Source organism: Vibrio owensii CAIM 1854 = LMG 25443, assembly GCF_000817815.1.
In the GTDB taxonomy this organism is placed as follows: domain Bacteria; phylum Pseudomonadota; class Gammaproteobacteria; order Enterobacterales; family Vibrionaceae; genus Vibrio; species Vibrio owensii.
In genome coordinates this window covers 1-15,368 of the sequence record NZ_JPRD01000014.1, presented here as the reverse complement: position 1 = coordinate 15,368, position 15,368 = coordinate 1, and the positions used below count along the sequence as shown (strand labels likewise).

The following is a 15,368-nucleotide window of genomic DNA, read 5'->3' as shown; positions in this document are numbered from 1 at the left end:
CGTTTAGTGGCTAACTTTTGTCCTGTTGGTATCACAGGATTTTGCAAAAGATCGCATACGACCTTGATTTGCTTTGGGTCTAAACTTAGAGTAGCCGTCAGTTATCCCTTATCCTCATAGACTTCGAGGTTGATTTGTCACAGTTCCATCAAGCCGTAAAGAGAATTATCGAGCGAGTTCAGCAAACGGAAGGCAATCAAACACGTTTAGTCGAGCCACTCAGCGAGAAACCCAATTTCGCGTTTATTGACTGGCTTGAAGCACAACCACTTTTTCCCAAGTTTTACTGGCAGTCCCGTGATACTCGTGAAGAAGTTGTTGCCCTAGGTCAGCTCCATTCATTTGTTGAGCCAGGACCTGCCTATACGATCCTTGGCGAAGGCCAACGAGTATGGGGTGGGCGTTCATTCGATGGTCAGCACGAGAAAAACCGCCGCTGCATGCCGTCTTTCTTCTTTCTGCCGCAAATCGAGTTGATTCGCTTTGATCAGCAATGGTCGCTTGCAGTGAATATCTCAGAAGATAAGACCCGTACATTAGCAGGCTTGAAAAAGCTGGTTTGTGATGTGCCTATGCTTGCGCCAATTTCGTCTCATATTCGTTCTATTGATCATGCGCCAACAGAGCCTCAATGGAATGATTTGGTAGAGAAAGTACTGACAGGTATTGAGAACGACGATTTTAAAAAAGTCGTTTTAGCTCGCAAATCAACAGTTCGTTTAGATTCGACACTTTCTGCTGCGCAACTCCTGAAGGCGAGTTACCTAAATAACCACCATAGTTTCCATTTCCTACTGAGCTTAGACAGCAAGCACAGCTTCATGGGCTCTACCCCTGAGCGTCTGTATTCGCGTGTTGGAAATGAACTCCACACTGAGGCATTAGCAGGCACGATTGGTCGTGGTGACAATGCAACGCAAGATATGGAGCTAGCAAACTGGTTATCTCAAGATTCAAAGAACCTGAACGAAAACCAGTATGTGGTGGATGACATTGTTGATCGCTTGTCGCCACATTCAGAGAGCGTTGAAGTAGAAAAAGAGCCTCGACTTGTTCGTCTAAGAAAAGTCCAACACCTTAAGCGTAATATTCATGCGGATCTGAAAGCAGGCATCAACGGTGTTCAATTGCTTTCAGCTTTACAGCCAACCGCCGCGGTAGCCGGTTTACCGCGTAAAGAGTCGATGCAATTTATTTTGGATAATGAGCCGTTTGCACGCGGCTGGTATGCAGGCTCTATGGGTTACATTAGCCATGAGCGTGCAGAGTTTTGTGTCGCAATCAGAAGTGCTTTGATCTTAGGCGATCAAGTCCAATTGTTTGCTGGCGCGGGTATTGTTCCGGGCTCCATTGCAGAACATGAATGGGCCGAGTTAGATAAAAAAATGTCGACGTTACTATCTCTTATTTCAGACCACCCACCGCTTGGGGTTGCATCATGAAGGCAGATCAAGCTGTATTGAATCGCATCTGGTCTGAAACCATCCTGACAGAATTGAACCGCTTTGGTGTGAACCACGTTTGTATCGCACCCGGTTCCCGCTCTACACCTTTAACGGTCGAGGCGGCAGATAACCCAAATTTTACTATTCACACGCACTTTGATGAGCGTGGCTTAGGCTTTATGGCTCTTGGGCTTGCAAAGGCAAGTAAACAGCCGGTTGCGTTGATCGTGACCTCTGGTACCGCTGTCGCTAACCTTTTACCTGCTATTGCTGAAGCAAAACTGACGGGTGAAAAGCTGGTGGTGCTAACTGCAGACCGTCCGGTTGAACTGGTAGGTTGCGGTGCAAACCAAGCTATTAATCAATTGGGTATTTTTTCAGGACATGTCTCTGACAGTCTTAACCTGCCGAGTCCTACGCTATCAACTCCGTTGAACTGGTTGCTTACTTCTGTTGATGAAGTGATGTTTACTCAGCGCCTAAGAGGCAGCGCGGTTCACGTTAACTGTGCGTTCCCAGAGCCTTTGTACTCCAATACAGAAAAGAGCGCCTATCAGGACTATCTTGATACCGTTGCCGGTTGGCGAGATAGCAAGGTGACGTATTGCCAGCGCTTTAACCCGAAAACCAGCAGTGCAATTCCAAGCTGTGGGGACAACAAAGGTGTGGTGGTCATTGGTAGTTTGCCACTGGTTCAGGCGCAAGCTGCACAAGCGTTTGCAGAGCAAATGGGCTGGCCAGTGCTTGCTGATCCGCAAAGTGGTGTGAGCTCGGATTGGGCGCATTTTGATTTATGGTTGCAGAATCCGAAATTGGCAAGCCAACTGGATGGTTGTGACTTAATCGTGCAGTTCGGTAGTCGAATCATTTCTAAACGTTTTAATCACTGGTTAGAAAAACACGTAGCGCGCAATCAGCAAGGTGGTGACATTCAATATTGGTACGTATCGCCTCGATTAGAGCGAGATAACCAAAGTCACTTACCACAATGGCACTGGGCAGAGCAGCCAAGCTCATGGGTTGAACGTACGACGGAGTTTTCATCAGAACACGCTGGTTGGGCAAATGAACTTGCCGCGGACATCAAACAGGTCACGCAACACGCGAAAGGCTTGTTTGCTTCTGACCCTAAGAGTGAGCTGAGTGAGATTGCGTTAGCGATTGATGTAGCTGAGCGCGCACAAGGTGTGGATCTGTTTGTTGGCAACAGTCTGTTTGTCCGATTGATCGACATGTTCGGCAAGCTTGATAACACAGAGGTTTTCACTAACCGTGGTGCGTCTGGCATTGATGGCTTGTTTGCAACGGCAAGTGGGGTACAACGCGCGCGCCACAACCCGATGTTAATGTTCATTGGCGATACTTCTGCCTTATATGGGCTGAACTCGTTGGCACTGTTTACGCACAACAAGTTGCCTTCGGTGTTGGTGATTACTAACAACGATGGTGGTGCGATTTTTGACTTACTGCCTGTACCGCAAGAGCATCGTGAGTCGTTCTATCAAATGCCTCATGGCTATGAATTTGAACATGCAGCGAAACAGTTTGGTTTACAGTATCGCAAACCGAACACGCTTGCTGAGTATCAATCTATAGTCTCTGAGCATTTTGCTAGCGGCGAAGGGGCGCTAGTGGTTGAAGTTCAAACGCCATCGAACCAAGCGGTAGAACAGCTAAAATCCTTCAACAAGAATTTGCATGCTCTATTCTAAACGCTTCCCAGCAACGGAAAAGCACCAAAGTAGTACTTTGCCTACTCTGGTGTTTTTGCATGGTTTGCTTGGTAGTGGTGAAGATTGGCAAGCGTGTATCAACGCGTTACCCAAGTATGAACGTGTTACGGTCGACCTCCCTGGTCATGGGCATAGCCAATTTATTTCTTGCAGTGATCTGAATGATTGCTGCAAATTACTCAATTCCGCACTATCTTTACTATTTCCTTCGCAACAACCGCTTATCCTGATTGGTTACTCAATGGGTGGACGCATTGCTATGCATGGCCTTGCTCACCAATGTTTTCCAGATCTCAATATTTGTGGAAGCATTGTGGAAGGAGGAAACTTCGGGCTTCAAAGTGAGTCAGACAGACAGGCTCGATTCGAAAACGATTCGCGCTGGGCAAAGCGTTTCAAAACTGAGCCTCTTGCCTGTGTTTTGAACGATTGGTACCAACAGTTGGTCTTTTCTTCACTAAACCATGAGCAAAGACAAACATTGATTGCGAAACGAAGTGCTAATCTTGGTTCCGCGGTAGCGGATATGCTGATTGCAACGTCATTAGCGAAGCAATCTTATTTGCTCCCAGCTCTGCAACAGCAAGCGGTTCCACTGCATTATATCTGCGGCGAAAAAGACAAAAAATTTAGCCAACTGGCTGAGACAAGCGGGTTGGCGTATCGACAAATCGAAGGTGCTGGACATAACGTCCACCAAGAGCAACCACAGCGATTTGCGAGGCAAGTTAATCAAATAATTCATTCTCACTTTGAGTGAGAGCAACGAGAACAATGGGAATCACCATGGCTAAAACAGTAGGCATTTCTGAAGAAGAACTTTACGCTCCGGTTCAATGGAAAGATTGCAGCGAGAAATACGAGGACATTCATTACCACAAGTCTGTAGATGGTATCGCGAAAATCACTATTGCACGTCCTCAAGTGCGTAACGCGTTTCGTCCTCAAACGGTAAAAGAGATGATTGATGCGTTGGCAGATGCACGCTACGACTCTGGTGTTGGCGTGATCATTCTGACAGGTCTAGGTGAAGACGCATTCTGTTCTGGCGGTGACCAGAAGATCCGTGGTGACTACGGCGGCTACAAAGACGACCAAGGTACGCACCACCTAAACGTATTGGACTTCCAACGCGATATTCGTACTTGTCCAAAACCAGTGATCGCATCGGTAGCCGGTTGGGCTGTGGGTGGTGGTCATGTACTGCACATGATGTGTGACCTAACGATTGCGGCTGACAACGCTCAATTTGGTCAAACAGGCCCTAAAGTGGGTTCATTTGACGGCGGTTGGGGCGCATCTTACATGGCTCGTATCGTAGGCCAAAAGAAAGCTCGCGAAATCTGGTTCCTATGTCGTTTCTACAACGCTCAAGAAGCGGTAGACATGGGCCTAGTAAACACAGTAGTGCCACTAGCGGATCTAGAGAAAGAAACCGTTCGTTGGTGTCGTGAAGTTCTGCAACACAGCCCAATGGCACTGCGTTGCTTGAAAGCCGCATTGAACGCGGACTGTGATGGCCAAGCGGGTCTGCAAGAACTGGCGGGTAACGCGACTATGATGTTCTACATGACAGATGAAGGCCAAGAAGGTCGTAACGCATTCAACGAGAAACGTCGCCCAGACTTCGACAAGTTCCCTCGTAACCCATAATCCGTATAGAAGAGGAGCCTTTGTGCTCCTCTGTTTCGTTTTTCGTCCTGAGCGTCTCGCCCTCTGGGAGACTAGCGAGTTCTCTCGTTAAAAAGCTCAGAATATACGGCATTACATAGGATTCGAATTATGCGTAAAGCGAAGATTTACCGTTACTGTCTACCAATGGACAGTGGCGTAATACTACGTGATAACAAGCTGACGGAACGTAAAGGTTATATCCTTGAATTAACGGACGGTGACAAGGTTGGTCGCGGTGAAGTTGCCCCTTTGGTTGGCTTCAGCCTAGAAAGCACTGAAGAAGCGGGCATTCAGCTGCAAGCACAAGCAGAGCGCTGGGTGGCAAACTTGCCTTTAGATTACAACCACATGTACCCATCGGTTGCATTTGGTCTGTCTATGGCTCAGCTGGAACTTGAAGGCGGTTTACCTGCACAAGGTAAGTACCAAGTCGCCCCTCTGTGTAACGGTGATCCGGATGATCTGATCCCGAAACTGAACGAAATGGAAGGCGAAAAAGTCGCGAAAGTAAAAGTGGGTTTGTACGAACCTATTCGTGACGGCATGCTAGTGAACTTGTTCCTTGAATCGATTCCACAGCTGACGCTTCGTCTTGATGCAAACCGTGCTTGGACGCCAGAAAAAGCCCAGCAGTTTGCTAAGTACATTGCACCATCACTACGCCAGCGTATTACCTTCTTGGAAGAGCCATGCCGCTCTCCGGGTGATAGCCTGTCTTTTGCAATTAATACGGGTATTGCAATCGCGTGGGATGAAACACTGCAAGATGCGGTTCGCCGTGAAGATTTCAGCTTAGAAGATCTTACTGGCGTGAAAACCATCATCATCAAGCCAACGCTGATCGGCTCAGTTGATTTCTGTATTAAGCTGATTGAAAAGGCGAAGACATTAGGTATTAAAGCCGTAATCAGTTCAAGCATTGAATCAAGCCTTGGCCTGAACCAGCTTGCTCGCTTAGCACAATGGCAACTACCTAATGAGATCCCAGGTTTGGATACCGTTGGTTTGTTCAAAGTGCAGCTAGAGCAAGGTTGGCCTAAATGTGAACTTCCAGTTCTTCCGCTATCTGAGCAGGAGTTAGTGTGGCATTCAGCATAGATACTATTGCGATTGCACCATGGAAATATTGGGCTCAAGTGAGCCCTTTTTCTATTGCGCTTGAGACGACCAAAGAGCAAGTTAACTGGCAGCAATTGACTGCTCGTGTCGACTTGTATGTTCGCTACCTTCAGCAACAGAGTGTGGCGAGTGGAGACGTGGTGACGTTAGTCGGTAAGAACCAAGTTGAAACCCTGTGGTTTTATCTTGCTGCGCAGCAGATAGGCGCAATTGCTGCGTTGACCATGCCGCAGCCTTTTGAAGCGCTTTCAGGTAAGCTAACGACGCTATATAAGCCAACCCAACAACGTTTTGTGTGGTTTGCTGATGGTGTTGCCAGTGGTTACTCCGAACAGCAGTTAGCGCAACTATGTATCATCCAACTTTCGACTCTGGATAGCGAATCGCAATGTGGCACTGGCAGTTCAAGCGAAGGCTACGCACATGATGCTTTAGCGTCTATTGTGTTTACCTCTGGCTCAACAGGCACCCCTAAAGCCGTGGTACATACTCATCGTCAGCACCTTTCTTCAGCTCAAGGTTTGTTGGCTGAGTTCCGATTCAACCATGAAGATAGCTGGCTGCTTTCTTTGCCGCTTTACCACGTGTCAGGCTTGGCAATTGTCTACCGTTGGTTGTTTGCAGGCGCAACGCTTAAGGTAGGAAACGGAAATCTTGCTGATGATATTCTTGGTGTCTCTCATGCCTCTCTCGTTGCGACCCAGCTTAAGCGTTTACTGGATGAACAAGTCGAATTGTCTCTCACGCATGTCTTACTCGGCGGCAGTCATGTTGCCCATGAACTCGCACTGCGAGCAACACAGCAGGGTATTGAAACTTGGCTGGGTTATGGCATGACAGAAGCGGCCTCTACCGTAACTGCAAAGCAAATCGATAGCATCAGTAACGCAGGTCACCTATTGCAAAATCGCGATATCAAGCTGGTGGACGAGCGTATTTATATCGGTGGACAAACGCTAGCAGCAGGCTATTTCAAGCAAGGGGCTGTGACTTCACTCTTGAATGAAGATGGTTGGTTTGACAGTAAGGATCTCGGAGAGTGGCAAGGCGATGAACTCAAGATCATTGGTCGAGCAGATAACCAATTTATCTCTGGCGGTGAGAATGTTCACTGTGAAGAAATTGAAGCGGTACTGAACCAAATCGAGAGTATTTCGCAAAGTATCGTTGTTCCAATAGAAGATGTTGAATTTGGACATCGGCCAGTGGCGGTGATTCAAACAGAGTCGTTACTGGACAAAGCTCAATACGAGCAACATCTGCAAACTAAGCTAGAAAAATTCAAATGGCCAGTAGCGTATTACGCAATGCCTCAAACCCTGTTGGGTGGGGGAATCAAAATCTCGCGCAAAGCGGTGAAAGACTGGTTAAAAAATGAAGTGCAAAACGGTGACTAAGCGTTATTGCACTTCAGGGGGATGTGGTGATGGTGAGTCACCACAATTCTTTAATTAGCGAGCGCGAGTTTCATCTGTTCAGCTACTTTATCTACTTTTCCTAGACCGATAATCACTTGTAAGCCGCCTTTACCAATCATCACTACGCCAGCAGCACCCAACTGTTTGAGCTTAGCTTCGTCAGCTAGGGATGAATCTTTGACGGTCAAACGAAGTCGAGTAATACAGTTGTCCACTTCTAGGATGTTGTCTGCACCGCCAATTGCTGCGATGTAGTCTTTTGCTAGCTCGCCAATATTCTCGGTGACTTCTTTTTCCATGTCCTCACCACGACCCGGCGTACGCAAGTTGAACTTGATGATCGCGAAGCGGAATACGCTGTAGTAAATTGCAAAGAAGACTAAACCTTGTGGGATCAGCATGTACCATTTGGTTGCCAGTGGGTTTTGGCTTGACAGTACGAAGTCAACAAAACCAGCTGAGAAACCAAAGCCCGCCATCCACTGCATGCTTGCTGCAATGTACATTGAGATACCAGTCAGCACAGCGTGAATCAGGTACAGCACTGGTGCTAGGAACATAAAGCTGAACTCTAGAGGCTCTGTAATACCAGTGAAGAAGGACGCCATCGCAGCAGCCAACATGATTGAGAACACTTTGGTTTTGTTTTGCTTATCAGCACAGTGATAAATCGCAAGAGCAGCGCCCGGTAGACCAAACATCATGATTGGGAAGAAACCAGCTTGATACATACCCGTCTGGCCGACTACAGCTGTGCCGTTAGCAATAGACTGCGCGCCGCCCAAGAAGTTTGGAATGTCGTTGATGCCAACCACATCAAACCAGAAGACAGGGTAAAGCGCATGGTGCATGCCGATAGTTAGCATTAGACGGTTAAAGAAGCCAAATAAACCCGCGCCAACCGCACCCATGGATTCAAGTTTGGTTCCGAAAACAATTAATGCATCGTAAATCACAGGCCATACGTAAAGCAGAACAAACGCCAGCGCCATACCTGCGATAGAGGTGAGAATAGGAACCAAGCGTTTGCCGCTAAAGAACGCCAGTGCTTTTGGTAGTTCGACACCTGAGTAACGGTTGTAGATTTCAGCGGAGATAATACCCACCAAGATACCGATGAACTGGTTGTTGATCTTATTGAATGCATCCGGCACTTCATCTGCTGCGACATCCATTAATTGTGTGACGGCTCCCGGCGCCAGTAGTGTCGTTAGTACCATAAAGCAGATGAAGCCAGACAGTGCTGCTGAGCCGTTTTTGTCTTTGCTCAGCCCAAATGCGACACCAACGGCGAACAGTACTGCCATGTTGTCGATGATTGCGCCGCCTGATTTAATGAGAAATGCCGCTAAGACACTTTCAGAACCCCAGCCGACCGGATCTATCCAGTAGCCGATCCCCATCAAGATTGCCGCAGCAGGTAGGGTTGCTACGGGTACCATTAATGCCTTACCGACTTTTTGCATGTAGCCGAGAATATTCATATTTGCCCCTATAATTTTAATACCACCTAAAACATGATCTATGTTTGAAAGTGGCGTTTTTATTAAGTTTCTAAGGGCTATTTGAAACTTAATTCTCGACGCAAACAAACGAATTCACTACTATCATGAATTAATATTTTTAATGCATGGTCGATCATGGCAAATCAACAGTTACTGCTTCGAAACCTTCATACCTTTAGCATCGCAGCTAAGCATCTCAGCTTTACGCAGGCGGCAAAAGAGCTGCACTTGACTCAAGGAGCCGTGAGCCATCGCATTAAAGTGCTAGAACAGGAATTGGGTTTCTCTCTGTTTGTTCGAGGCACTCGAAAGCTTGAACTGACATCAGAAGGGCACCGATTTCAAAAAACGTTATCTACGTCACTCAGTACGATTTTTAATGAGATTGAAGAGATCAAGTCGACGGACTTGGTGGGTGAGCTCAACATTGCTGCGTCACCTGGTTTCTTGAATGGGTGGTTGATGCCTCGTATTGCGGATTTCCAGCGCCATTTTCCGGGTTTTAACCTCAACCTTTTCGCTCAAGAAAACCAACTCGATTTGGTGACCAATCAGATTGATGTAGCGATCTTTTACGATACTGATCATATGGTTGATGTGTATCGTCAGCGGTTATTTGGCGAAAAATACATTCCGGTCTGTACACCTCAGTACATGAAGGAACTGAATATCTTGGAAGATGGCACGGAGTCTCTCAATCGCATCAACTTTGTTCACGCACTTGGTTCTGATGTTTGGCAGCGTTGGGTCGCTTATATGGGACTGGACGTGGATGTTTTTCAGCATTTTTACTGTGTGAGCCACCGTGATATGGCAGTGCTAGCAGCAAGAAATAACGTTGGCGTTGCGATGGGGCGATATCGATTCGTCAAAGATCTCTTAGACAAAGGCGAGCTGGTTAGTCCCTATCCGGTGATGGATACGCAGTTGGGGTACGATTTGATTTGTCCGTCAGGCTACGAACACCGACCTAAAGTGAAGACTTTTATCTCGTGGGTAGAAAGCCAACTTAGTTGATTTCGCAATGTATTAGTCGAAAAGGGAATTTCGCATCCTTATAACTCTGAATCATAATCATGCTCAAAGATTAAGGAATAAAGCATAAGGTTCAGGATGATCAAGTTAGTGTTAGCGGCAGCGGTGTTGCTACAAATTGGCGTGGCGATTAGTACGCAGGGGTTAACGCGCTCATTGGCTGAGTTAACTGCTTTTCTGGTCGCGATAGCTTTAGTATTGGTACACAAAAGCCAAAGCACACGAAAAGTCGAGCCAACCCAGCCTCAGAAAATCAATCAAGGTTTAGTTGAGAAGTAACCAACCTAAAGACGTAGTAGAAATCAGCACCCACAATGTGACGCCAAACAACAATGGCTTAGCGCCTGCCGACTTCAGCTTCGATACTGAGATACTGCAACCAATCAAGAACAAACACACCACAAGCGCTTGCTTAGCAATAGCAAAGATGCCTTGATACACCACTTCAAATTGCGGGAAGAAGTCGCTGAATGCAATCGCAGCGCAGTACCAGAAAATGAAGTAAGGAATCACTAACTTACTCTTGCCTTCCTCTCCGTTACCGCGAGAAAAAATCACAGCACTCACTAGCGCGACAGGAATGATCCACAATGCGCGAGCAAGCTTCAATGTTGTTGCGGTAGTCAATGCTTCTTCACCGTATGCAGATGCTGCACCCACAACGGAAGAGGTATCGTGAATTGCAATCGCAGCCCAGGTTCCAAACGTATGCTGATCCAAGCCAATAGCGTGACCAATCACAGGGAAGATAAACAGCGCCAGTGAGTTCAGAACAAAAACCGTCGCTAGAGCCAGTCCAATTTGTTCGTCCTTTGCTTTGATTGCGGGCGCTACCGCAGCAATTGCGCTACCACCACAAATGGCAGTACCAGAAGCAATCAAATACGCCGTTGTGCGTTCAAGTTTTATTGCTTTGGCGATCATCATGCCGATCACAAGCGTGCCAAGGATGGTTGCGATGATCAGACCAATGCCGTCAGAAGTGACCGCGAGTGCTTGGTCAAAGTGAATCCCAAAGCCCAAACCAATAATGGAATAAGAAAGCAGCTTCTTGGTAAATGAAGCAATAGGAAGCTCTGTCGGTACTAGGCTAAAACTCGCCAAAAGAAAACCGATCACAAGCGCGATAGGAGAGGACACAAAAGGGGTTAAACAAAACAGCAGTGCCAATCCAAAGGGGATATTCTTTGTATTCAAGGGTGTCGTTCGTTGTTATGAGTTAAAGCGTGGAGTATACAGTAACGCTTTTGGTCAGAAAGTCTTAATGAATTGAACATGCGTTCAGTAAAACTAAACGCATGTTCAACATTCTCAAATTAACTGGTTTGAGTTTAGCGCCAGTCGCCACGCAGTGCTTTTACTTTTTCAAACATCACTTGTGAGGTTGCTTGCTTTGGATCGACAGGCGTTCCAGCTTCAATTTCTAGTTTAGACCAGAAGCGAGTTGGTAACCCTTTACAAGCACGACCTTTTGCTCGACTGAAATAGCTGCCCCACAAGCCTTTTAGGGCGATTGGAATCACTGGAACAGGGCTGCGACGAAGTATGATGTCGATACCGCGCATAAACTCGTTCATTTCACCATCTGATGTTAAACGCCCTTCTGGGAAGATGCATACGATATGGCCTTCACTCAGCGCTTTTTCAACATCATTAAACGCACGACGAATAGACGTTCGATTACTTGCCGAAATAGGGATTACTCCAGCTCGACGAAGGAAACGTCGCAAAGGAGGAAGGTTTGCGTAGTCTTCTTCCATCACAAATCGAATCAGGCGAGGACAGACCGCACTTAACAGCAGTGAGTCCATATAGCTGACATGGTTGCAGACGATCAACGCACCACCGTGTTCTGGAAGGTGATGTAGGTTCTTATGTTTGACACGGTAAATGGTGTGAGTGACCACCCACATCGCAAAGCGCACCACAAAGATAGGGATCTGCAGGAAGATGTATGCGGCAACCAAGAAGTTCAGGATAGCCAAAAGAGCGAACAATTGAGGGATGCTCATCTCAAGCACACTCAAACAAACAATGCCTAATACAGCACTGCCTACCATGAACAAAGAGTTAAAGATGTTCAAGCCAGCAATCACTTGTGCACGTTCCGTTTCTTTCGCTCTGTGTTGCATTAAGGCGTAAAGAGGGACGATAAACAAACCACCCGAAATACCAATCATCAATAGATAGAAGAACAGTGGCCAGAAAGCGTCATAGCTGACGAATTCTGCGAATGTATGGAATCGAGGTAAGTCCGTTGGAATCGATGTCGCCATCAAGAAGCCAAAAATGGTTATCCCTAAAGCGCCAATCGGTACGATACCCACTTCAATGCGATGATTGGACAGCCAGTTACATGCCATTGAGCCAACCGCAATCCCCACAGAGAAGAGCGCTAACAGGAAGGAAACTGCGCTTTCGGTGCCATTCAAATACACCTTGGTGAAGTTAGGGAACTGAGTCAGGTAAGCTGCGCCCAAGAACCAGAACCAACTGATCGCCATGATGCATTGGAAAACGATGCGGTCAGACTTGGCAATAGAAAGTGTGTGTTTGGTTTGCTTGTAAGGCTGCCATTTGAATTGAATATCCGGTGCGCTTGCTGATGCAAATGGAATAAAACGACTCGACAAGTAACCAAGAACAGCAAAGATAACGACGCAGAAGGCAGCAAGATATTTCGCATTGTCGGCCGAAGCAATAAGCCCCGCGCCAAGCGTACCGACCAGAATTGCAATAAAAGTACCGGCTTCGACCAATGCGTTGCCAGGAACCAACTCTTTTTCATTGAGTTGTTGAGGCAGTAAAGCGTATTTGACGGGACCAAAGAATGCGGATTGCGTTCCCATCAAGAAAAGCAGCAAGAGCAACACGCCGTAGCTTTCGGTGATAAAGCCAATCGCCCCTAAAAGCATGATGCCGATTTCGAAAAGCTTTACCTTACGAATAAACCAAGACTTCTCGTATTTATCAGCTAATACCCCCGCAGACGCCGAGAATAAGAAGAATGGCAGAATAAATAAGCCAGCAGCCAAGTTAATAAACAGGTTGCTAGAGATCGGTAATGCACTGGACCCAGCAAAGGCCACAAACAGCAGCAGTACGTTTTTGAATATGTTGTCGTTGAAAGCTCCGAAAAACTGGGTGACAAAATAGGGGAGGAACTTTCGCTGCCTAAGCAAAGACGACTGGCTGTCTGATGACATGAATAATCCTTTATTACCAGCTGATCAGATAGTTTGAAATCAGGTTATCAATAAGCTCTTTACCATCAATAGGTTCACTAGAGAAAAACTTATCATCAACGCTAAGAAGCGTGATTCCATGTACACCTGACCACAATACGCGACTCGCTTGAAGTACTTCAGATTCAGTACGATGCGGTGCGATTTGAGCAAGTAAGGATTCTAGCATGCCAGTCATACCGTCGATGCGTTTTGCGTGCCACTCTGGTAGCTCGGCACCATTCATGTTGTGCTCGAACACAAGTTGCCAGCGGTATGGGTGCTTTTGCGCGAAGTCGTGGTAGCAGTATGCCAGTTCAAAAAGTGATTGATGAGCATCCTTACTGTTTTTCGTCGCGGCTACGGCTTCTTGTTGCAACTCATCCAATGTCTGTGCAACGGCATGTAAAAGCAGTAGGTTGTAGTTACCAAAGATATTAACTAGCGTGCTTGGCACGTAACCTATCATGTTAGCGATCTTGCGAAGGCTAAGGTCGTGGTAAGAGTTTTCGTCTAAAAAGTCTTTGACTGTGGAAAGAGTCAAGTTGACCAACTCTTCTCTGGTGTGATCGTTTCTGCGCGCCATAATTTAAAACTACTTATTGAACAACGTTCAATATGATAGTCAGCTACCGATTGACCGTCAATAACGCAAACAAGTCATAAACCTATTGCTTGGCAATATTCTGATACATGTCTTCTATTGTGGAATGTTTCATTGTTGAATCTGACGGAGTATGATGGTCACATCTCATATTTAGCGTGCTACTGATATTGGATGCTTGTTCATCTTGTTATCTGGCAGCATGATTAAGTACTTATCGTCAATTTTAAGGATAACGATGAAACGTTTATTTTCGATTGTCGCCCTACTGATTTTTACCGTTGCTGTAACGCCTATCGCGGAAGCGAAGAAGTTTGGTGGTGGTAAGTCGTTCGGTAAGAGCTATAAAACGGCTCCTGCTCCTAAACAGCAGCAACAAAACACAAACACCATTGGTAAAGAACAAGGTGCTAAATCTTCAAGCAAGAAAGGCTTGATGGGCGGCTTACTTGGTGGTCTTCTTGCTGGTGGTCTATTGGCAGCATTCTTTGGTGGTGCATTCGAAGGTATCCAGTTTATGGATATCCTGATCATTGGTTTGATTGCGTTTGTTATCTTCAAGCTGATGCGCGGCATGCTTGGTGCTAAGCAGGGCAGTATGAATCAGCATCGTCAGCAGCCAGCATTTGGTGGTAACGCTTCTAAGTTCGAGCAACCAAACATGCAGAACTTTGAACAGCAGCCTAACAACACAAATGCAGGTGGTTTTGGCGGTTTCGGTGCACAAACTGATATCCCGCATAACTACCCACCGGGTTTTGACCAAGCGGCATTCATCAACGGCTCTCGTGAGCACTATCGAATCCTGCAAGGCGCGTGGAACCACAACCAACTTCATACAATTGAAGAGTACGTTTCACCAAGCCTGTTCGAAGACTTGAAAGCAGAACGTGCGAAGCTAGATGGCGAGCAACATACTGATGTGATGTATGTAGATGCGGAAATTGTTCGTGCTGACTACGATGCAAACAAAGCGCAGCTTAGCCTGCAATTTAGCGGTCGTTACCGTGATGCAGAAGAAGGTATCGAAGAAGACATCGAAGATATCTGGCACTTAGAACGTGACCTAACGGTACCAAACGCACCTTGGTTGATTGTTGGTATTCAAGGTTAATCACCAACAGCGTTCAATTTAGTCTTATTAAAATCCCGCTCTCGAGCGGGATTTTTTATGTCTGAAGATCAGAGACTCTAAATCTATCGAGACAGTACGAGTGGTTGAAGTCGACCTTAATAGGGTTGTTATGAGGCAGCGATGAGTCGTACAGTAGGGAATGGTGAAGATTGAGCTAATAGGGTGATCAATGGCTTGATTCCATTAGCAGAGATAAAGGAACTTAGACTTGGATTCTCTTTCAAATAGAGGTAGATAAAAGAGCTTAGGAGTCTACTACTTAACGAAAGATCACTAAGAATCGCGCTGTGAGTGAGGCTAGATTTAGCCAGCTAGTTAAGTAAGTCATTGAAAAGCGATAGTTATAGAACGAAAAAAGCCAGCTCAATGAGCTGGCTTTTTCAATATGGTGGAGGGGGACGGATTCGAACCATCGAAGGCAGTGCCGGCAGATTTACAGTCTGCTCCCTTTGGCCACTCGGGAACCCCTCCAGGGT

13 protein-coding genes and 1 tRNA gene are annotated in these 15,368 nt (G+C 46.5%); 9 read left to right on the top strand and 5 right to left on the bottom strand.

Features of this window, described 5'->3' with window-relative positions; all coding sequences use genetic code 11:
• The first annotated feature begins 134 nt into the window (after positions 1-134).
• The 6 genes from H735_RS07860 to menE all read left to right on the top strand — a co-directional run bounded on the left by H735_RS07860 (position 135) and on the right by menE (position 7,368).
• Complete coding sequence (locus tag H735_RS07860; protein ID WP_020196000.1) at positions 135-1,442, top strand: isochorismate synthase; 1,308 nt, start codon at positions 135-137, stop codon at positions 1,440-1,442.
• Positions 1,439-3,157 carry a 2-succinyl-5-enolpyruvyl-6-hydroxy-3-cyclohexene-1-carboxylic-acid synthase gene (menD, locus tag H735_RS07855; protein WP_020195999.1) on the top strand — a complete coding sequence of 573 codons (1,719 nt, stop codon included), beginning with the start codon at positions 1,439-1,441 and terminating at the stop codon, positions 3,155-3,157. The genes H735_RS07860 and menD overlap by 4 nt, the downstream gene beginning before the upstream one ends.
• A complete protein-coding gene (gene menH / locus H735_RS07850; protein WP_020195998.1) occupies positions 3,144-3,938 on the top strand; it encodes a 2-succinyl-6-hydroxy-2,4-cyclohexadiene-1-carboxylate synthase in 795 nt (264 codons plus the stop codon). Before menD ends, menH begins: the two co-directional genes overlap by 14 nt.
• Before the next feature lie 26 nt (positions 3,939-3,964).
• Positions 3,965-4,831 (top strand): 1,4-dihydroxy-2-naphthoyl-CoA synthase, encoded by an 867-nt coding sequence (gene menB, locus H735_RS07845; RefSeq protein ID WP_009707163.1) that lies wholly within the window; start codon positions 3,965-3,967, stop codon positions 4,829-4,831.
• 129 nt (positions 4,832-4,960) lie between these two features.
• The gene (gene menC / locus H735_RS07840) at positions 4,961-5,950 is read left to right on the top strand and encodes an o-succinylbenzoate synthase (protein WP_020195997.1); all 990 of its coding nucleotides are present in this window, start codon (positions 4,961-4,963) and stop codon (positions 5,948-5,950) included.
• Positions 5,935-7,368 (top strand): o-succinylbenzoate--CoA ligase, encoded by a 1,434-nt coding sequence (gene menE, locus H735_RS07835; protein ID WP_020195996.1) that lies wholly within the window; start codon positions 5,935-5,937, stop codon positions 7,366-7,368. Before menC ends, menE begins: the two co-directional genes overlap by 16 nt.
• A gap of 50 nt (positions 7,369-7,418) precedes the next feature.
• Here the strand turns inward: menE and nagE are convergent, their stop codons facing one another.
• Positions 7,419-8,873: an N-acetylglucosamine-specific PTS transporter subunit IIBC gene (gene nagE, locus H735_RS07830; RefSeq protein ID WP_020195995.1), complete on the bottom strand. Its 1,455-nt coding sequence runs from the start codon at positions 8,871-8,873 to the stop codon at positions 7,419-7,421.
• A 156-nt stretch (positions 8,874-9,029) separates the two neighbouring features.
• Here nagE and H735_RS07825 point away from each other — a divergent pair, with 156 nt between their 5' ends.
• Positions 9,030-9,911 carry a LysR substrate-binding domain-containing protein gene (locus H735_RS07825; RefSeq protein WP_020195994.1) on the top strand — a complete coding sequence of 294 codons (882 nt, stop codon included), beginning with the start codon at positions 9,030-9,032 and terminating at the stop codon, positions 9,909-9,911.
• Between the two features lie 96 nt (positions 9,912-10,007).
• A complete protein-coding gene (locus H735_RS07820) occupies positions 10,008-10,208 on the top strand; it encodes a hypothetical protein (protein WP_020195993.1) in 201 nt (66 codons plus the stop codon).
• Here the strand turns inward: H735_RS07820 and H735_RS07815 are convergent.
• The 3 genes from H735_RS07815 to H735_RS07805 all read right to left on the bottom strand — a co-directional run bounded on the left by H735_RS07815 (position 10,194) and on the right by H735_RS07805 (position 13,739).
• A complete protein-coding gene (locus H735_RS07815) occupies positions 10,194-11,099 on the bottom strand; it encodes a YeiH family protein (protein ID WP_020195992.1) in 906 nt (301 codons plus the stop codon). The genes H735_RS07820 and H735_RS07815 overlap by 15 nt on opposite strands.
• A 161-nt stretch (positions 11,100-11,260) precedes the next feature.
• Positions 11,261-13,135 carry an MFS transporter gene (locus tag H735_RS07810; protein WP_020195991.1) on the bottom strand — a complete coding sequence of 625 codons (1,875 nt, stop codon included), beginning with the start codon at positions 13,133-13,135 and terminating at the stop codon, positions 11,261-11,263.
• A 13-nt stretch (positions 13,136-13,148) separates the two neighbouring features.
• Complete coding sequence (locus H735_RS07805) at positions 13,149-13,739, bottom strand: TetR/AcrR family transcriptional regulator (protein ID WP_005437561.1); 591 nt, start codon at positions 13,737-13,739, stop codon at positions 13,149-13,151.
• Between the two features lie 256 nt (positions 13,740-13,995).
• On the opposite strand from H735_RS07805, the gene H735_RS07800 reads away from it, so the two are divergent.
• The gene (locus H735_RS07800; protein WP_020195990.1) at positions 13,996-14,871 is read left to right on the top strand and encodes a Tim44 domain-containing protein; all 876 of its coding nucleotides are present in this window, start codon (positions 13,996-13,998) and stop codon (positions 14,869-14,871) included.
• Positions 14,872-15,278: 407 nt separating this feature from the next.
• On the opposite strand, the gene H735_RS07795 is transcribed toward H735_RS07800, so the two are convergent.
• Positions 15,279-15,363: transfer RNA gene (locus H735_RS07795), tRNA-Tyr, on the bottom strand.
• Positions 15,364-15,368: the final 5 nt, after the last annotated feature.